Consider the following 18,453-nt stretch of genomic DNA (forward strand, 5'->3'; position numbering starts at 1 on the left):
GTATGAACCGTTTTTGGGAGGTGGTTTGTACCATGTCTAGCCTCAGATGTCTGTTCAATGCAGGTTTTGCCGCCGGCGTCATTCTCGCCAGCGCCGGGCTTCCGCTGGCGCAGGGGCTGACGGACGGTGGCGATCAAACCCGCGATGCCTTCATTCGAACCCGCCCGACCACGACCAAGTCGCCGCGGCCGGTCGCCGCGCGCAACAAATCGCCAAAGGCCGTCCCGACCAATCCGGCCAGTCTGGAACCGCTTGGGCTGGGCTACACGCTCTATGCCAAAAATCGGCAGGGACGGCCGGAACGGGTTGATCCCCGGCAAGTCTTCAATACCGGCGACGAGATTCGCTTTGTGGTTGAAGCCAATCAGGATGGGTACTTCTACGTGTTCAACGCCGACTCCAAGGGCGCACTGCGCATGATTTATCCCCATGCGCGGTTGCAAAACGGCGACAACTTCATCCGCGGGCATGTGCCCTATCAGATTCCGTCAGACAAGGAATCTGACCCGGATGCCCAGTGGTTTGCCTTTCTCACACCCGGCGAAGTGCGTGAGAAAATCTTTTTCGTTTTTTCGCGCGCGCCACTGCCCGACATCCCGACCAACGAGCGCCTGATCCAGGCCGTCCGTCAGTCGGGGCAGGAGGTCTGGACGCCTCCAGCCGGCGTCTGGTCACGGGTCGAGCTGGCGCTGGAGCAGCCGGTCAAGCGGACGGTGCAGCGAAGCGAGTTGGGTCGCGTCCAGGACCCCGTTGAAGCGGTTGCCATTACCCGCGAAATCGGTTTGCGCCCAAGTGTCGCCGCGCCATCCGTCATCCACCTGAGCGAATCAGCCAAGGTTGACACCCTGGTTGCCGGACTTGAACTCGTCAAACAGTGAGTGTTCGCGGTGGCTGCCCGGTCGCGTTGTCGCGCGGCAGAACCGTCACCAGCTTCACCCCCGACGCACATGGGCGATGTAACGCAACTGTTGGCGGACTGGCAGTCTGGCGATGAGAGCGCTTTGGCACGCTTGATGCCGGTGGTGTATGAGGAACTGCGGCGCATTGCCATCCGCGCCATGCGCCGCGAATCGGTCACCCACACCCTGCAACCCACGGCGCTCGTCAACGAGGCCTATCTGCGGCTGATTCGACAGGAGCGCGCTGACTGGCGGAATCGGGCGCACTTTTTTGCCATTGCGGCCCAGCTCATGCGGCGCATCCTGGTCGATCATGTGCGCGGGCGAAAGCGTCAGCGGCGCGGCGGCGACCAAGTCGTGGTGACGCTCGACGGCATGGGTGGGCTGGCGTCGCCCACCTCATCCGGTGACGTGGACGTTCTGGCGCTCGATGAGGCGCTGACCAAGCTCGAAGGGTTAGCACCCCGGCAGTGCCGTATCGTCGAGCTACGCTTCTTCAGCGGGCTGACCGTCGAGGCTGTGGCCGAGGCGCTCGGCATCTCGCCCATTACCGTCAAGCGGGAATGGGCGATGGCGAAAACATTCTTGTATCGGGAACTCCGGCCAACGCGCGAAGGATAACCGCCATGACACCGGAACAGTACCAACGGGTTACGGACATTTTCAATCAAGTCCTGGAGTCGCCGCCGGACAAGCAGTTAGACTTGCTCGCCGCGCTCTGCGCCGGCGACGAGACGCTCCGTCACGAAGTCGAGTCACTGCTCCGGGTTCATCCTTCGGCCCAGAGCTTCATCGAAGAACCATTCCAGCCCTCGGCATTGGAAGACCTGCCAACCGAGCACGGCGCGCTTCAAACCCAGTCTTTTTTCCATCTGGATACCGGGCAGCAGGCGCGCGGCACGAGCGTCAGCGACCGCTATGTGGTCGAACGTGAGCTGGGGCGCGGCGGCAACGGCGTCGTCTATCTCGCCCGCGACCAGCAGCTCCATGGGCGACTGGTCGTCGTCAAGGTGCTGCTCGAAGCCCAGCAAAGCACACCGCTTGCCCAGCGCATGTTTGAAAGTGAAAGCGAGGCGCTGGCGCGCATTTCACATCCGGGCGTCGTGACGGTGCTGGACCGCGGGCGGCTGCTCTCCGGGCAATCCTATTTCGTCATGGAATATGTCCGCGGCGAGACCCTGCGGGCGCTGATGCAGCGCCGGACGTTGTCCTTGGCCGAGGTGTCCAGCGTGGTTGCCCAAATCGGACGCGCCCTGGGCGCAGCGCATCGGGAAGGCGTCTATCACCGTGACCTCAAGCCCGAAAATGTCATGCTCGAAGACCTGGGTGACGACGCGCTCCACGTCAAGTTGATTGACTTCGGCATTGCCAAGGTGGCGAACTCGGCAATGAGCAACAACATGCCGGAGGGCCTGGTTGGCACGCTTCCCTACATGGCCCCGGAACAGGTCCTTTCCACCGGGTGTTCGCCCGCGACGGATATTTATGCCCTTGGCGTCATTGCCTACGAGTTGCTTGCCGGGGAACGTCCCTACAAACCGGCGCAGTCCACGCTCCGCGACGCCATTCGCTCCCTGACCACCATGCAGCGGGCCGGTTTTGGCGACCGCTTGCGGGCGCGGCGTCCCGACCTGGATGAGGAAGTCGAAAACGTTCTACGCAAGGCGCTGGCCTACGAAGCGGCCGACCGTTACCCCACGGCGGAGGCGTTCGTCGGCGCATTTATCCAGGCGCTAGAGATTTCGGCGCAGCAAGAAGCCGTTGCGCGGGCCGTTGAGGAAGAGCCGACTATCTCGCTCTCGAACTTACCCCTGGCCGGTGAGGAATCCGATCGCTTGGCAACCGACAGTGAAACGCCATCGGGACTCACGAGCGAGACCAGCTCACCCTTGCCATCCGCCCGTGAGCAACGCCTGGAACAGGTCATCCTAGTCGGCATCGCCCTCCTGTTGTTGTTTGGCGCGGGTGGTTCGGTGATCTGGTGGTGGAACAGCCCGCCCAAAGCGACCGCCACGGTAGGAACGGCCGGAACCCCGCGTCTGGCGTCCGCCCCCAGCCCGGCGTCGAGCGTGCTGACCTGCGACATCGAACTCGTCGCCCCGGGAAATCCAAGTGAAAGCGCCGGCTTCCTCAAACCGGAGGAAGTCGTCCCAACCGGCAAGGACATCGTGTTTCACCTGACGCCACGGCAGACCGGCTTTCTTTACCTATTTGCGCCCACGAACGGCCAGTTGACGGCCTTTCGCATGCCGGATGAGCCATCCCCGGCCGATTACCCGGTCGTGTTTCCGAAGAACGCCTCCATCGGACTGGCGCGGACTGCCGTCACGAACTTTACGGTCGTGCTCTCGACGGCAAAGTTGGCAGCTTTTGAAGGGCTGCGTTCTGGACAACCCCTGTCACCGGCCCAGCAACGGGAACTGGCCACACTGGTTGAACGGCAGGCGCTTCAAACGCAGGTTGCAACGGAAGGAACGCAACGGCAGGTCCGTGCTGCACCGGGAACGGACCCGATCGTGTTCCAGGCCGTGGTCAAGCACTGAGGTTAGCTCGGTGGACGGCACGCCGGCCGCACGCCGCACTATCCGCTGCATCGGTTCTACACATCTGGGTGATCCGCCGGAGGTACGCCTATGCGCTACGCCTTGGCCTTTTCCTTGTCTTTACTGGTTGTATCGCCGATGACGGACTCGGCAGCGGCCCAAAGCCAGGCCGTTCCCGCGCCCCAGTCGGCTGAAAGCCTGGTTGAAAAAGCCGACGCCTTGATTCAGGCCGGCCGGTATGACGCGGCGCTTCAGGCCGGCCAAGCCGCCGTCGCCGCCAGTGAGGCCAGCCGCGATCCGGCACTGATCGCGCGCGCTTACAACGCATTGGGATTGGCGCAGGCCTACAAGCAAATGCCGGAAGCCGAAGCGGCGCTGCGGCAGGCGCTCGCCATCCGCGAGGCGCACCTGGGCGCGGAGCATCCCGATGTGGCGCAGAGTCTGACCAATCTGGCGATGTTTTACCGGCTGCGTGGCAACTACCAAGCGGCCGAGCCACTTTACCAACGCGCTTTGGAAGTCATCGAGAAGGCGCGTGGCCCGGAGCATCCCGACGTGGCGATGGTGCTCAACAGCATCGCGCTTCTCTACAAAACGCGGGGCGACTATGCCGCGGCCGAGCCACGTTATCGGCGCGCGTTGGAGATTCGGGAAAAGACGCTTGGCGCGGAGCACCCGGATGTTGCGGTGACTGCCAACAATCTCGCCGAACTGTATCGCGCGCGCGGCAACTACACGGACGCCGAGCCGCTATACCAACGCGCGCGCGCCATCTGGGAAAAAGCCTTGGGGCCGGACCATCCGCACGTTGCCACCGTCCTGACCAACCTGGCCCTGCTATACAAGGACCGCGGCGATTACCAGCGGGCCGAGCCGTACTTTCAGCAGGCCCTAACCCTGCGTGAGCGCAGCTTTGGCCCCGATCACCCGGAAGTCGCCACCGGCGCGAGCAACCTTGCCGAGCTGTATCGCGTGCGTGGCGACTATGCCGCGGCCGAGCCACTGTACCGCCGCGCCATTGCCATCCGCGAAGCCAAGCTGGGGGCCAACCATGCGGAGCTGGCCATCGGGTTGAACAACATGGCGGCAATGTACCGCGACCGCGGCGACTACGCCCTGGCCGAACCGCTTTACCACCGCGCGTTGAGCATCTGGGAAAAGGCGCTGGGTCCAACGCACCCACTCGTTGCGCACGCGCTCAACAACCTGGGAGAACTCTCCCGCTTGCAAGGCGCGCTGGGGATGGCACAGACCTACTTTGAGCGCGCGCTGGCGATTCGGGAGCAGGCGCTGGGCCAGGCGCATCCCCTTGTGGCGGGGACGCTGGTCAATCTGGGGGCGGTCAAGCTGGCGCTGGGTGACCTGGCCGCCGCCGAACAGGCGTTCAAACGAGCGCAGTCCATCGCCGAACGCGCCGTCGGGCCGAAACACCCCTTGTTAGCCTCGGTTCTCGTCAATTTGGGGCAGCTTGCCCAGCGCCGCCAGAACTACGCCGAGGCGGAAACACTCTATCGGCGGAGCTTCGAGATTCGTGAGCAAGCACTTGACCCGGCGCATCCCGACTTGGCGGTGGCGGCCGGCCACCTCATCTGGCTTCATCTGCTGCGCGAGCAAGCCCAGTTGGCCGGAACGTGGATTGCCCGCGCCACCGACCTGATTGAGGCTGACTTCCGGCGCAATCTGGTCGTCGGCTCGGAGCGGCAGAAGACACTTTACGCCCGGCGGGCCGGCCGGCTGGCCGAAGTCGCCACCGCCTGGCAGATAAAGTACTTTCCCCAGGCGGACGATGCGGCGCGGCTGGCGCTCCTGATCAGCCTGCGGCACAAGGGCCGGGCGCTGGATGTGCTGGCCAATCAGACCGCGCAACTGCGCGCCCGCGCCACTGCCGCCGACCGGCAGTTGCTTGACGACTTGCAAACGGCCCGCAACCGGCTGGCGCAGTTGGCCGGCAAGCCCGAAGCCCAATCCGAGCGCGCGCAACTGGAGCGCGCCATCGAGACCCTGGAAAGTCAACTTGGGGAACGTTTTGCCCAACTTGGGGCGCAGCTCCGGCCGGTTTCGTTCGAGGCGGTCCGGGCGGCGCTCCCGAAAAACGCGGCCCTGGTGGAGTATGTCATCTACCGCCCACTGGATGGGCGTCAGCCTGGGCAGCTTGCCGAGTCCCCCCGCTTGGCGGCCTACGTGCTGTCATCAGACAGACCGGCGCCGCGCGCGGTTGACCTCGGTGAGTTGAACGACATCGAGGCCCGCATCGAGGATTTCCGTCAGGCGCTGCGTGAGCGCCAGCCCAACATCCGCGCGGTTGCGCGCGCGCTGGACGAAAAGCTCTTTGCTCCCATCCGTCCGCAACTCGGCAAGGCACGGCGGCTGTTCATTGCCCCGGATGGCAGCGCCAACCTCATCCCATTTGAAGCCCTCATTGATGAACGAGGGCGTTACCTGCTCGAAGAGTACGACATCAGCCTTCTGACCAGTGGGCGTGACCTGTTGCGCTTCGGTCAGCCCCGCACTCCCACGCACCGCCGCGGGCTTGCGCTTGCCAACCCACGCTACGACTTGGGTGAACCGGTGGTCGAGCACTCCACCAATGGACTGCGCTCCATTGATTTCCAGGCGGTGGACTACCCACCGTTGCCGGGGACGCAGCGCGAAGTCGAGTTTTTGCAACGCCATTTGCGGGATGTCGAAGTCGTTGTGGGCGCGGAGGCCACCGAGGCGCGCTTGAAGGCGGTGCGCGCGCCGTGGTGCCTGCACATCGCCACGCACGGTTTCTTTCTCACGGAGCAGGCTACAGACCGGTCCGCCGCGGAAACCCGTGAACTCGGCCTCGGGGCAGAAGCGTCCCCCGTCCCTAGGGAAAATCCCTTGCTTCGGTCAGGACTGATTCTCGCCGGGGTGCAGCAAGGGCGAAGTGGCGCGGGCGAAGACGGCGTCTTGACGGCCGTCGAAGCGGCCGGCCTTGACCTCTGGGGAACACAACTCGTGGCGCTATCGGCGTGTGAAACCGGATTGGGTGAGGCGCGGCGTGGGGAAGGCGTTTACGGCCTACGGCGGGCATTGCTCGTAGCCGGAGCCGAGACACAAGTAATCAGTTTGTGGAAAGTCTCCGATGCGGCCACTGCGGCGCTGATGCGTGAGTTCTACCGTGAGCTAGGGCGTGGCAAGGAGCGACTGGCGGCACTCCAATCGGCGCGCTTGAAGCTGTTGCGCGGAAAGATTCGCCCCCAGAAGGATGATGGCCAGCGCGAGCTGGGGCTGTCGCCGCCGGGCAAAACGGCGCGGCCGGCCGCCGACTGGCAGCATCCCTACTACTGGGCGGCATTCGTTCTGTCGGGCGATTGGCGGTCGCTGGCGGTCAACGACTGAGTGCCCGTCGAGCGCCACGCGAGGCCGGCCGTGGCTCAAGCTGCCATCTTCTGGCTAGTTTTGGCGGTGGCGACCGGCTTTTCCGGGCAGGACACTGCGGCTCCCGACCGCACCCCATCGTCCACCGCCGACCACCGGCCTGGCCAACATCAGATGGAGTAACCCGGCGAGCGCCGCTTGATGTCCAGAATAATGGCGAAGACCATCCCCATAATCAGGATGAAGTGACTAATCCCGCCCAGCGCGTTGGCAAAGGCAACCGTGAGCGCCCAGAAGACAAGCAAGGGAATGTAGGTCAAGAAGGCGTAGGCAATCGCCATTCTCCAACTGATCTCTTTCCAGTTCATAACGACCTCGACGGCGACCGGTAAACCGGTCCGCGTGACAAACGACGGTTTTCATCGGGAACGCGCCGTGAATGTATCCCCGGCAGCCGGGTTCAACCGTTTTCTGGAACACAGTGCCGGGAGACGGCTTACCATCCCCGCGCCATGGGCCATCGGTCGTGGATTCGTCCGTCCGTCACCACGAGATAATCAGCGTGCTGGGCCGCGGTCAGGCACGAGTGGTTGACGGCGATACGCAGGCGCGTCCCCACCGGGAACCGGCTGCGCCAGGTGGCGTCGGGCAGTGGAATCTTGCCGTGCTCCTGCGAGACCGCTGCCACCCGGAGACCGAGCGGGCAGCCCTCCAGATCGCCGACCAGTCCGTAGCCGCTGCGCGGGAAAAAATCCGGCGCGCCGATGTCTTTGGAAAGCGCAATGGCACCGGCGTCCACAACGATTCTGTCATCACTCCGATGCACGACGGCCGTGAGCACGGTCAGCGCGCAGTCGTCGAAGGTACAGACGCCGCACTGCGCCTGGAAGGCATCAAAAAACACATAGTTTCCCGGCCGCACCTCGACCTTCGGGGGCAGCGGGGTGTCCAGCGCCGTGATCGTCGGCGTCGAACCGATGCTGATGCAGGCAATGGGAAACCCCTTTCGTTCCAACTCGTCCGCCACCTGCCGCAGGCGGTCACATTCCAGTCGGGCGATGGTTTGGCGTTCATCCGTCGTGCGCGCGGCATAGGCGTGTCCGGCGTGGGTCAGAAGGCCCGCCAGCGCCAGCGACGCGGACGCGGCAATGGCGCGCGCCACGTCCCCAATCCGGTCGGTGGCGTCCCAGGGCAGACCCGTGCGCCCATCGCCACAGTCAATCTCAATCAACACATCGAGGTGGATACCGGCTTCCTGCGCGGCGGCAGCCAGTCCGGGTGGGATGGCTGGGTCGTCGGTGATGACCGCCAGCCGCCGAACCTGCCGCGCCAACCGACAGACGCGCTCGAATTTGCCCGGTTCAATCGGGACGGCATAGAGCAAGTCGTCAAAGCCGGCCGCCGCAAAGGCAAAGCCCTCGGCCAGGGTTGAGATCGTGATGCCGCCGAACTGTCCGGCCGTTTGCAGCCGGGCGATGGTCGGGCATTTATGGGTCTTGATGTGGGGGCGCAGCCGGACTCCGAGGCGCGCGACATGGGCGCTCATACGGGCGATGTTGCGCTCCAGTCGCGCGCGGTCCAGAAGGAGTGCCGGGGTTGGCGTGGTCAGCAGGTCAGCCGAAGTTGCCACGTCAGTCAGTTTCACGGATCGAGGCGCAGCCGCAGCTCGCGCAACTGGGCGGGTTCGACGACATTCGGCGCTTCACACATCAAGTCCGTCGCATGGGCGGTTTTTGGAAAGGCAATGACATCGCGGATCGAGTCCATCCCGGCCAGTAACATCACCAAGCGATCCAGGCCAAAGGCAATGCCGCCATGGGGTGGCGTGCCATAGGTGAGGGCGTCAATGAAGAAGCCAAACCGTTGCCGCGCGTCCTGTTCGCTGAGGCCAAGGGCATTGAAAACCTTGCGTTGCACGTCCGCCCGGTGAATCCGAATCGAGCCGCCGCCGACTTCGACGCCGTTGAGCACCAGATCATAAGCCTGCGCCCGCACCTTGCCCCACCGGTCGGGGCCGGCTTCAAGCAAAGGCAGGTCTTCCTCACGCGGAGCCGTGAAGGGATGGTGCATGGCGTACCATCGGCGCTCGTCCGGGTCGAACTCAAACATGGGAAAGTCCGTCACCCAGAGAAACGCAAGCCGCTTCGGATCAAACAGGCGCTCGCGCCTGGCAATCTCAACCCGCAGCGCGCCCAGACTCGTCGCCACAATGGGATGCGTGCCGGCAACGATGAAAACCATATCGCCGGGCTGGGCCCCGGCGGCGCGGACAATCGCGCTGGCGCTTTCCTCACCGACGGCTTTCACGAGCGGCGACTGGACGCCCTCGGCTGTCACCTTGATGTAACCGAGTCCGCCGGCTTTGTAATCCTTGCGGAGCCAGTCGGTGAAGTCATCCAGCGTCTTGCGGCTGTAATCCGCCTTGCCAGTCGCCACGATGGCTTTGACGCAGCCCCCGGCGGTGAGCGCCGCCTGGTACGGGGGGAAGTCAACCGTACGCGCGACCTCGGAAATATCCTGCAACTCCATGCCAAAGCGAATGTCCGGCTTGTCGGAGCCGAAGCGACGCATCGCTTCCTGATAGGTCAGCCGTGGCAACGGGAGCGTCACTTCAATGCCACGCAGTTTCGTCAGCTCGGCCATCAACCCCTCGACAATGGCGAAGAGCGTTTCTACCTGGGGAAACGACATCTCGACATCGAGCTGGGTAAACTCCGGCTGGCGGTCGGCGCGGAGGTCTTCGTCCCGAAAACAGCGGGCAATCTGGTAGTACCGGTCACATCCGCCGATCATCAACAACTGCTTGAAAAGCTGGGGCGACTGGGGCAGGGCAAAGAAGTTTCCCGGATGCACCCGACTGGGCACGATGAAATCCCGTGCGCCCTCCGGCGTCGAGCGAATGAGAAACGGCGTTTCGACTTCGAGAAAGCCGTGGTCGTCCATCCAGCGGCGGATGGTGGATGTCACCTGTGCCCGCAGACGCAAGTTGGCCTGCATGGTTGGCCGGCGCAAATCGAGATACCGGTACTTCAACCGGACCTCTTCGCTGGCCAGGGTCACCGTCTTTTCTTCATCGATCGGCAACGGCGGCGTCTGGGCGTCGTTGAGGATACGCAGCTCGTCGGCATGGATTTCAATCTCGCCGGTCGCCAGCTTGGGATTGACGGCGTCCGGCGCGCGCTGCACGACAACGCCGCGCACGGCAATGACGTATTCCGTCCGCAGTGGGCGCGCCTTGACATGCGCTGCCCCATCACCGCGGGCGCTATCAAAGACCACCTGGACGAAGCCGCTGTGGTCGCGCAAGTCAACAAAGGTTGCCGTCGCATGGTCCCGTCGGCGGCCAACCCAGCCAACGAGTATCACCGACTGCCCAACGTGGGCCACGCCCAACTGTCCGTTGAGGTGGGTACGTTGCCAGTCGCCAAGGTGGTCCAACTCGATCATGGTTTATCCTTCAGGGCTTGTCCTTCATGGCTTGGCTCACCTGCATGGCTTGGCTCACCTGCATGGCTTGGCTCACCTGGCTCGGCTCAGCCTTCGCCGCTCTGCACTAGCAGTTTTGCCACCAGTCCGGTCCAGCCGGTTTGGTGGCTCGCGCCTAGCCCGGCTCCAGTATCGCCGTGAAAGTATTCGTAAAACAACACCAAGTCGCGCCAGTGCGGGTCCGTGTCGAAGCATGCCATGCCGGCGTGCCGGTAAACCGGACGCTTCCCCTCGGCGTCGCGCAGGAAAATCCGCGCCAACCGCCGCGACAGCTCCGCCGCAACCTCCCAGAGTGTCATCATGTGGCCGGAACCGGTTGGGCACTCAACTTTGAAGCTGTCGCCATAGAAGTGGTGGAACTTCTGAAGCGACTCGATAATCAGGAAATTCACCGGAAACCAGATCGGGCCGCGCCAGTTCGAGTTGCCGCCAAACATTGGAATCGAAGACTCGGCCGGGTCGTAATCCACGCGGTGTTCCTGCCCATCCACATGCAGGACATAGGGGTTAGCCAGGTGGTAGCGCGACACGGACCGGATGCCATAGGGCGACAGAAACTCTTGTTCGTTGAGCATGACGCGCAGAATTCGTCGCAGTTGCGACGTGTTTGGCAGCGAGAGCAACTGCTGCATCACGTTGCCCTGCTCATCCACTGACACGATGCTGTTGACTAGCTCCGGGCGGTTGCGAACGAACCAGTCCATCCGCCGCCGAAACCCTGGCAACTGTTCCAGCCACCAGCTTTCCATCATCTGCACGGCGAAGAGTGGAATCAACCCGACGAGCGACCGGACGCGCAGTTGCAATCTCCGCCCATCGGGAAAGGCCACGGCGTCGTAGTAAAAGCCGTCCTGCTCATCCCAGAGCGCGTCACCTTCCGCGCCGCCGCGGTGACTCAACGCATCGGCAATGTAGAGAAAGTGCTCATAAAACTTGCTGGCCACGTCTTCATAAACCGTGTCATAACGCGCCAGTTCGAGCGCGATGGCCAGCATGTTGAGGCAGTACATCCCCATCCAGCTCGTGGCGTCCGACTGCTGGAGCGTGCCCCCGGTGGGCAGTTTGGCGCTGCGGTCAAACACGCCAATGTTGTCCAGGCCGAGAAATCCACCCTCGAAGATGTTGCTGCCGTCAGCATCCTTGCGGTTGATCCACCAGGTGAAGTTGAGCAGGAGCTTGTGGAAAATGCGTTCGAGGAAAGCCGTGTCGCCCCTGCCGGTGCGTTTTTTCTCGATCTTGTAAACCCGCCACGCGGCCCAGGCATGGACGGGCGGGTTGACATCATCGAAGGTCCACTCATAGGCCGGGAGCTGTCCGTTGGGGTGCATGTACCACTCCCGCAGCATGAGAATGAGTTGCTGCTTGGCAAATTCGCTGTCCACCAGCGCCAGCGGGACGCAGTGAAAGGCCAAGTCCCAGGCGGCAAACCAGGGGTACTCCCATTTATCCGGCATCGAAATCACGTCTTCGCAGTGCAGGTGCAGCCAGTTGCGATTACGTCCCCGCCGGCGCGACTGTGGCGGTGGGGGTTGCAGCGGGTCGCCGGTCAGCCAGCGGTCCACTTCGTACGCATAAAACTGCTTGGTCCACAAAAGTCCGGCAAAGGCTTGACGCATGACGTTTTTCGCGTCGTCCGAGAGCGTTTCGGGGATGCGGGTGGCGTAAAACTCATCCGCTTCGGCCTGGCGCTGGGCCATGACGCGCGCCGCCGGCCCGAAGGGTTCTCCGCGCAGGGTTTCCGGGTCGTAGTTGCACAGGCGCAGCCAGATGGTCGTCGCGCCGCCGCCCTCCAACTCAACCCGGTAGTGAGCCGCGGCCTTTGTGCCGGTCCGGGCTGGATTGACCGCATCAGTCCGCCCCTGAACGAGGTAGTCGTTGATGCCGTCTTTGACGTAGGGCGTTCGATTGGGCGCGCCGTAGAGTCGCTCCAGGTTGGTTTCGTTCTCGGTAAAGAGCAGGTCCGGCGCATCGGCGCAATAGAGCCAGCGGTTGCCAAGCGTTGGATGGTCGCACGCCATGACGCGCATGCGGCCCAAGTCGGAAAGCTGCCGAATGTAGGGCTTTTCGCCCGGCATGGGTTGCCAGGACCAAGTGTTACGAAACCAGAGGGTCGGCAGGATGTGGAGCGGGGCCGGCTCTGGCCCCCGATTGACGGCTGTGATGCGGATGACCAAATCATCAACATCGGCCTTGGCATACTCGACAAACACATCAAAGTAGCGATTTCCTTCAAACACGCCCGTGTCGAGCAACTCATACTCTGGCTCGCGGCGTGAGCGCTTCCGTCCAAAGTGGAGCAGCTCCTCGTAGGGAAAGCGGGCCTGTGGGTACTTGTAGAGCCACTTCATGTAGCTGTGGGTCGGCGTCGAGTCGAGGTAAAAGTAATACTCCTTGACATCCTCGCCGTGGTTTCCCTGCGGCCCGGTCAGGCCAAACAAGCGTTCCTTGAGGTGCGGGTCGCGTTCGTTCCAGAGCGCCAGTGCAAAGCACATAATCTGCCGCCGGTCACAGATGCCGGCCAACCCATCTTCGCCCCACCGGTAGGCTTTCGAGCGGCTGTGCTCATAGGGGAAGTAGCTCCAGGCATCGCCGTGTGGGCTGTAATCCTCACGCACGGTTCCCCACGCGCGTTCGCTCACATAAGGGCCCCAGCGTTTCCAATGTTTGGTTCGCGCGGCCGATTCTTCGAGCCGCAACTCTTCAGCAGTAGGCATACAAGGGTTTTTCTTGGATTCAAGGAGGTGGATCGTGCGCGGCGAGAGGCTATCATCAAGCGCGCATCGGGAAAAAGCTTTCTTGAGCCTGGCTTAGGCAAAAAGCTTGGCGCGGCGATTCCCCGGCTCGCGTTGCAGCGCGGCTTCAAGCGCTTCGGCCACCGTGCCACGGTGATAGTCATGAACGAGAAACACTTCGCGTTCCTGACCATTCTGCGTCAGCCGGACGCTCAGTGGTTCGCCCTCGCCATCAAGCCGAATGTCGCATACGCGCACGTTCAGCAGCTCGGTCGGCGTGGCGTCCGTCGCCTGGCGAAAAAGCTCACACATGTCCCCAGGAACGACCGCCCCGGTTGAAGCTTCACTTGCCGTCGCGCTTGTGGCTGAGGAACCGGCAGGTTTCATCATGGGCGGCAAGACCACCTGTGGACGACGACGACGACGACGATGGCGGCGGCGGTGGCCCCATGAAACCTGTGAAGCGCCCACCGCCAGGCCACCAACACCACCCACCAGCCAGAGCAGCGGAAGCAGGTCGTCGCTCAGTCTGTCACTCAGAAAAAAACCAGTAAGAACGGCCACGCTGACACCAGCCAGTGCGCCGCCAAGGCTGAAAGCAATGGCTTTTCCAAATGTTCGCAGGCGCATACCACGCTCACTTCGATGAAGTAAGCCGGGTAAACTCCGTTACGGCGCGAGCTGCGCACTCTTCAATCGAGACGCCATCAAAATAGTTCCCAACCAAAAAAAGCGGCAGCCCCGCCAGGGTCGCGTCAAGGCTTCCAACCAGCTCGGCGTGCCCTAGCTTGGGTGAGGGGAGAACGTTCGCCCGGAACACGGATTCGACAATCTCCGTCGTCGCCACGCCAAGCGCGTCGGCAATCCGCCGTAACTTGCTTTCAGCGTCAAGTTTGCCCGGCTTAAAATGGAACGCGAAGCCACGCCAAGTTGGATGTGGCAAAACATCACGTGATACGGCTGAATAAAACAAATCATCCCGCGCAATCAAGCCGGCCACCGGCGGGACGTTGACCGCCGCGCGTGGAACGAGCACCCCTACGGTTTCAATGACTTCAACCCGAATCCGTGAGAGTTTCTCTGATACCGACGGAAATGCCTGGCGCAGTAACTGCGCGGCCACATTGGCCGGCGTCGCCACAACCAGTTGCCGCGCTTGGTAAAGCTCTCCGGTGGCGGTGGCCACTTCAAGTCCAGCTTTGCCCCGCTCGATGCCGACCACTTCGCAGTTTGTGAGCAAGGTAATGCCCGGCTGCGCCAGGGCCGTCGTGACGATCTGCTGTAACCCTCTGGGAAGGCTGTAGGTGCGCTGGACATCCGCCCGGCGCGGACGTTTCTTGAACAGCATGTCCGCCGGCAGGTCGCCGGCCGACTGACACATCACCGCATTGAACGCGGGCGATAGCACATCCGCGTAATTCTTTGGGCCGAGCAAGCGCGTGTAGTAATCGGCCACGCTCAAACCGGCTTTGCTGGCGCGTATTCCGAAGGGGAGTCGCCAAGCCGCCTCAAGCAGATGGAGCTGCGACACAATCGATCTGACCCGGTTGGCAACCAGAAACTTGAAACCGACCTTGGCGCGGGGTTGGAGTTCCGCGAGTAGCCCACATTCTTCAATCACCGTGAGCAGCGTGTTGTAGCTGTTGTAGCAGGTGTGCGCCCCAAGCTCGGCCCAGAATCCATCGCCTTTGGCAAACCGATGCGACCGCAGGGCCCCGCCTGGCTCGGCGTCTTTTTCCAGCACCAAAACCGACATCCCGGCGCGGGCGCACCGGTGGGCAAAGGTCGTTCCGGCAATACCGCTCCCAATGACGATGACCGCCGCGTTCTTCACGATTCGGCCCCGGTTGGATGGTACTCAAGCCCAATGTCATCGCCGACTGCGTCAACCTCGACGCGCCCACCTTTGTTGAGTAAGCCAAAGAGAATTTCGTTGGCGAGTGGTTGCTTGATTTTCTCGTGGATGAGTCGCCCCATCGGACGCGCCCCATACTTGGTGTCAAAGCCCCGCTTCGCCAGCCACTCGACGGCGGCATCCGTGACCTCGAGCGTCACCTGCTTGTCATCCAACTGCCGTTGAACCTCGGCGAGGAATTTGGTGACCACCCGCCGGATGTTTTCAAATGACAGTGGTTCAAAGACGATCCAGGCATCGAGCCGATTGCGAAACTCTGGGGCGAAGGTTCGTTCGACGGCATGCTTGGTTCGCCCGCCGCCGGTTTCTTTCTTGAAGCCAATCGCGGCGGCGCTCATTTCCTTTGCTCCCGCGTTGGTCGTCATGATGAGGATGACGTTGCGGAAATCAGCCTTTTTGCCGTTGTTGTCGGTGAGCGTGGCGCTGTCCATGACTTGCAACAGGATGTTGAAAATGTCTGGGTGTGCCTTCTCGATTTCGTCTAGAACAACCACTGAGTAGGGATGCTTGACGACCGCATCAGTGAGCAAGCCCCCCTGATCGAAACCGACATAGCCGGGCGGCGCGCCGATGAGCCGCGATACGGTGTGCTTTTCCATGTATTCGCTCATGTCAAAGCGCAGGAACGTCACGCCCAGCACGTTCGCCAGTTGTTTGGCCAGTTCGGTTTTGCCGACGCCGGTCGGTCCTGAGAACAAAAAGCAGCCAACCGGTTTGGTCGGGCTGCCGAGGCCAGCGCGCGAAATCTTGATGGCATTGACGACCTGCTCGATGGCTTTGTCCTGACCATAAATGACCGCTTTGAGGTCAGCTTCGAGCGTCTGCATCCGGTCGCGCTCGGCCGCCGAAACCGACTTGGCCGGGATGCGCGCCATCTTGGCGACGATGGTTTCAATGTCGTGCGTTTCAACGGTTTTGGGGCGCTGCGCCGGTGGTACCAGCCGGAGCGCCGCGCCGGCTTCGTCCATGACATCAATGGCCTTGTCGGGCAGAAACCGGTCCGTGATGTGCTTGGCCGCCAACTCGGCCGCCGCCCGTAGCGCTTCTGGCGTGTAGGTCACGCCGTGGTGCTGTTCATAGGCTGGCTTCAGTCCGGCCAGGATTTGCTCGGCCTCGTCCACGGTTGGCTCGCCCACTTCAATCTTCTGGAAGCGCCGCGCCAGCGCGCGATCCCGCTCAAACGACTGCTTGTATTCCTGGTGGGTGGTTGAACCAATACAACGCAGCTCGCCCGCGGCCAGGGCCGGCTTGAGGATATTGGCCGCATCCATCGTCCCGCCGTTGACTGCGCCGGCGCCAACAATGGTGTGAATCTCATCAATGAACAAAATGGCATTAGGACGCTTTTTGAGCGCCGCAATAACCTGCTTGAGGCGTTGTTCAAAATCGCCGCGGTAGCGCGTTCCGGCCAGGAGCGCCCCCAAGTCGAGCGCGTACACCTCGGCGTCCTTGAGCACATCCGGCACCTCTCCGGCGTGAATCTTCATGGCCAACCCTTCCGCGATGGCCGTTTTGCCGACGCCCGGATCGCCGATATAGATGGGATTGTTCTTGCGCCGCCGACACAGGACTTGAATGGTTCGTTCGAGTTCCGTCTGGCGGCCGATCAGCGGATCGATCAGTCCCTGCGCCGCGCGCTTGACGAGGTTGACCGTGTAAGCGTCGAGCGGGTCACGGGATGGCGGGGCGTCTTCGGCTTCCGCCTCACCCGTCTCATCTTCGGCCGCCTTGCCGATGCCGTGCGAGATGTAGTTGAGAATATCCAAGCGTCCGATGCCCTGCCGCTTGAGCAGGTAAACGGCGTGCGAGTGCTCCTCGGCGTACATCGCGGCCAGAATGTTTCCGCCATCAATTTTGCGCTGCTCCGCCGCTTGCGCCTGGGTGTAGGCGCGCTCCAGCACCCGCTGAAATGCCGCCGTTTGCTCCGGCGGACTCACCGGCCCCCCGGTCGGGACTTTGACCGAGGTCAGACGCTCTGTGAAAAAGCGCTCCAGATCGCGCCGGAGCGCCTCGAGGTTGCCGCCACAGGCGCGCAGGATGTCCGCCGAGGTCGGGTCGTCGAGCAGCGCAAACAGGACGTGTTCCAGCGTGAGGTATTCATGACCGCGCGCCATGGCTTCATTGACGGCGGCCGTGAGGGCAGTCTGGAGGTCTTTGGTGAAGATGGCAGGCATAGGCATGGTAGTTGGAAGCAATCCCGTCGTAGTGCAAGTCGTGTTTCAAACCAAGGCAGTCGCAGGGGCCAGCTCTAGCATAGAACGCCAGCAGGTAGCTGGAAAAGCCATTGGGTTCAAGGCTCCCGGATGCCCGGGCCGGTCACTGAGCGCCAGCGTCGGCGTGCCGGTGGCCGGCGCAGTTATGAACCAAGGCTGGGCGGCGCAAATACCTCGACGGCGACATAGGCCACATTGGCAATCGTCGTCAACATGAGGAGCGCCGCGACCCCGACCGCCACCGGCGCGCTCCAGGAGAACTGCTGCAGGGTGGCGCTGATCCAAATGCCAACCGTCAGCGCCGCGACGCCTCCGACGGCCAGAAGCGCCACCGACAGGATGAGCGCCAGTGGTTTCAGCCGCCCGCTCCCACGCAGCACCGCCCAGCCAACCCAGAGGGCGCATCCCAGGAGCGGAATGCCCAAGATGAGTAGGAGCGCTCCAAAAAGCCCAGATAGTCCTTCCGTGCTCTGCCCCTGTGGTTTCCAGTCGGTTCGCACGAAGTCAACGGCTACCCCAAGCAGTGGCAGGCCGACCACCAACCACGCTACAATTTGCGCCAGACCCAACCGATAGAGGCGATGCATCACTGCCCCTCCAGGAAGCTTCCGTTTACTCTACTGGCTCAATCGTGCAAAGCAGCGGAAACTCATTGGCGCGCGCGAGCTGAATGGTCTGCATCATCTTGGTTTCAGCCACCTCGTGCGGATAGACGCCGGCCACGCCAATGCCACGCCGGTGAACGTTCAGCATGATGCGCATGGCTTCGCTTTCCGAGTGATGAAAAATGTGCTGGAGGACGTACACGACGAACGGCATGGTCGTGTAGTCGTCATTGTGCAGCAGGACGCGGAACATGGGAGGTTCCTTGGTCGTCGTGCGCTCTTCGACGAGCAGCCCTTCATCCCGATCTGGCGTAGGGTTTGGCATAGGCAGTTATCCCAAACGAACCGGCTCGACACCGGGCTTCGACCCCGGGGCAGTTTGCCCGGGCCGCGCGCAGCCGCAGGCTCCGTGGCAGCCGATTGCCGGCGTGACGAACCGCCGGGCTGCCCGCCACCACTGGCGGAGCAGAAAACTGGCCGCCAGGCCGACGACGGTCAAGGCTATCGAAGACTGCATGGCGCGGTTCCTTCCTTTTTCCGTCGCTCCCTTCCCAAGTCACTCGGCAAGCCACGCTCGGCTCAACTGCCAGGCAGGGCGACCAGCCGCCACGTTGGTTGGACCGGGGGGACCGACAGCATATTTCTACTCACGTGTGCGTCCGCTGTAAATGTAAACAGGACCGAGTCAAAGCGAATGAACCAAAGCAACGTGCAC

14 protein-coding genes are annotated in these 18,453 nt (G+C 62.6%); 4 read left to right on the plus strand and 10 right to left on the minus strand.

Annotated elements, in window-relative coordinates; all coding sequences use genetic code 11:
* Nucleotides 1–32: 32 nt before the first annotated feature.
* The 4 genes from J8C06_RS11670 to J8C06_RS11685 all read left to right on the plus strand — a co-directional run bounded on the left by J8C06_RS11670 (nt 33) and on the right by J8C06_RS11685 (nt 6,808).
* A complete protein-coding gene (locus J8C06_RS11670) occupies nt 33–878 on the plus strand; it encodes a DUF4384 domain-containing protein (protein WP_211430337.1) in 846 nt (281 codons plus the stop codon).
* A 69-nt stretch (nt 879–947) separates the two neighbouring features.
* The gene (locus J8C06_RS11675; RefSeq protein WP_211430619.1) at nt 948–1,520 is read left to right on the plus strand and encodes an ECF-type sigma factor; all 573 of its coding nucleotides are present in this window, start codon (nt 948–950) and stop codon (nt 1,518–1,520) included.
* A gap of 5 nt (nt 1,521–1,525) precedes the next feature.
* A complete protein-coding gene (locus J8C06_RS11680; protein ID WP_211430338.1) occupies nt 1,526–3,442 on the plus strand; it encodes a serine/threonine-protein kinase in 1,917 nt (638 codons plus the stop codon).
* 90 nt (nt 3,443–3,532) lie between these two features.
* A complete protein-coding gene (locus tag J8C06_RS11685) occupies nt 3,533–6,808 on the plus strand; it encodes a CHAT domain-containing tetratricopeptide repeat protein (RefSeq protein ID WP_211430339.1) in 3,276 nt (1,091 codons plus the stop codon).
* Between the two features lie 149 nt (nt 6,809–6,957).
* Here the strand turns inward: J8C06_RS11685 and J8C06_RS11690 are convergent, their stop codons facing one another.
* The 10 genes from J8C06_RS11690 to J8C06_RS11735 form a co-directional block, all read right to left on the minus strand.
* The gene (locus J8C06_RS11690) at nt 6,958–7,128 is read right to left on the minus strand and encodes a hypothetical protein (protein WP_211430340.1); all 171 of its coding nucleotides are present in this window, start codon (nt 7,126–7,128) and stop codon (nt 6,958–6,960) included.
* Between the two features lie 155 nt (nt 7,129–7,283).
* Nucleotides 7,284–8,432, minus strand: coding sequence for an alanine racemase (locus J8C06_RS11695; protein ID WP_211430341.1), 1,149 nt, complete (start codon nt 8,430–8,432; stop codon nt 7,284–7,286).
* On the minus strand, nt 8,429–10,234 hold the full coding sequence (aspS, locus tag J8C06_RS11700; protein WP_211430342.1) for an aspartate--tRNA ligase: 1,806 nt from the start codon (nt 10,232–10,234) through the stop codon (nt 8,429–8,431). The genes J8C06_RS11695 and aspS overlap by 4 nt, the downstream gene beginning before the upstream one ends.
* 86 nt (nt 10,235–10,320) lie before the next feature.
* Nucleotides 10,321–12,987, minus strand: a complete 2,667-nt coding sequence (locus J8C06_RS11705; RefSeq protein ID WP_211430343.1) for an MGH1-like glycoside hydrolase domain-containing protein — start codon at nt 12,985–12,987, stop codon at nt 10,321–10,323.
* Nucleotides 12,988–13,080: 93 nt separating this feature from the next.
* On the minus strand, nt 13,081–13,635 hold the full coding sequence (locus tag J8C06_RS11710) for a hypothetical protein (protein WP_211430344.1): 555 nt from the start codon (nt 13,633–13,635) through the stop codon (nt 13,081–13,083).
* Between the two features lie 7 nt (nt 13,636–13,642).
* The gene (locus J8C06_RS11715; protein WP_211430345.1) at nt 13,643–14,839 is read right to left on the minus strand and encodes a protoporphyrinogen/coproporphyrinogen oxidase; all 1,197 of its coding nucleotides are present in this window, start codon (nt 14,837–14,839) and stop codon (nt 13,643–13,645) included.
* Nucleotides 14,836–17,100, minus strand: a complete 2,265-nt coding sequence (gene clpA, locus J8C06_RS11720) for an ATP-dependent Clp protease ATP-binding subunit ClpA (protein WP_211430346.1) — start codon at nt 17,098–17,100, stop codon at nt 14,836–14,838. Before clpA ends, J8C06_RS11715 begins: the two co-directional genes overlap by 4 nt.
* Nucleotides 17,101–17,276: 176 nt before the next feature.
* Complete coding sequence (locus tag J8C06_RS11725) at nt 17,277–17,720, minus strand: hypothetical protein (protein WP_211430347.1); 444 nt, start codon at nt 17,718–17,720, stop codon at nt 17,277–17,279.
* Between the two features lie 25 nt (nt 17,721–17,745).
* A complete protein-coding gene (gene clpS, locus J8C06_RS11730) occupies nt 17,746–18,063 on the minus strand; it encodes an ATP-dependent Clp protease adapter ClpS (RefSeq protein ID WP_211430348.1) in 318 nt (105 codons plus the stop codon).
* 6 nt (nt 18,064–18,069) lie between these two features.
* A complete protein-coding gene (locus J8C06_RS11735) occupies nt 18,070–18,255 on the minus strand; it encodes a hypothetical protein (RefSeq protein ID WP_211430349.1) in 186 nt (61 codons plus the stop codon).
* Between the last annotated feature and the right edge of the window lie 198 nt (nt 18,256–18,453).

The organism is Chloracidobacterium validum, assembly GCF_018304825.1.
Taxonomy (GTDB): Bacteria; Acidobacteriota; Blastocatellia; order Chloracidobacteriales; family Chloracidobacteriaceae; genus Chloracidobacterium; species Chloracidobacterium validum.

What these genes read in the sequence shown, in the direction of transcription:
- clpS (WP_211430348.1), bottom strand. Translation starts at nt 18,063, where the DNA reads ATGCCAAACCCTACGCCAGATCGGGATGAAGGGCTGCTCGTCGAAGAG.
- J8C06_RS11675 (WP_211430619.1), top strand. Translation starts at nt 948, where the DNA reads ATGGGCGATGTAACGCAACTGTTGGCGGACTGGCAGTCTGGCGATGAG.
- J8C06_RS11725 (WP_211430347.1), bottom strand. Translation starts at nt 17,720, where the DNA reads ATGCATCGCCTCTATCGGTTGGGTCTGGCGCAAATTGTAGCGTGGTTG.
- J8C06_RS11680 (WP_211430338.1), top strand. Translation starts at nt 1,526, where the DNA reads ATGACACCGGAACAGTACCAACGGGTTACGGACATTTTCAATCAAGTC.
- aspS (WP_211430342.1), bottom strand. Translation starts at nt 10,234, where the DNA reads ATGATCGAGTTGGACCACCTTGGCGACTGGCAACGTACCCACCTCAAC.
- clpA (WP_211430346.1), bottom strand. Translation starts at nt 17,100, where the DNA reads ATGCCTATGCCTGCCATCTTCACCAAAGACCTCCAGACTGCCCTCACG.
- J8C06_RS11710 (WP_211430344.1), bottom strand. Translation starts at nt 13,635, where the DNA reads ATGCGCCTGCGAACATTTGGAAAAGCCATTGCTTTCAGCCTTGGCGGC.
- J8C06_RS11735 (WP_211430349.1), bottom strand. Translation starts at nt 18,255, where the DNA reads ATGCAGTCTTCGATAGCCTTGACCGTCGTCGGCCTGGCGGCCAGTTTT.
- J8C06_RS11670 (WP_211430337.1), top strand. Translation starts at nt 33, where the DNA reads ATGTCTAGCCTCAGATGTCTGTTCAATGCAGGTTTTGCCGCCGGCGTC.
- J8C06_RS11685 (WP_211430339.1), top strand. Translation starts at nt 3,533, where the DNA reads ATGCGCTACGCCTTGGCCTTTTCCTTGTCTTTACTGGTTGTATCGCCG.
- J8C06_RS11705 (WP_211430343.1), bottom strand. Translation starts at nt 12,987, where the DNA reads ATGCCTACTGCTGAAGAGTTGCGGCTCGAAGAATCGGCCGCGCGAACC.
- J8C06_RS11690 (WP_211430340.1), bottom strand. Translation starts at nt 7,128, where the DNA reads ATGGCGATTGCCTACGCCTTCTTGACCTACATTCCCTTGCTTGTCTTC.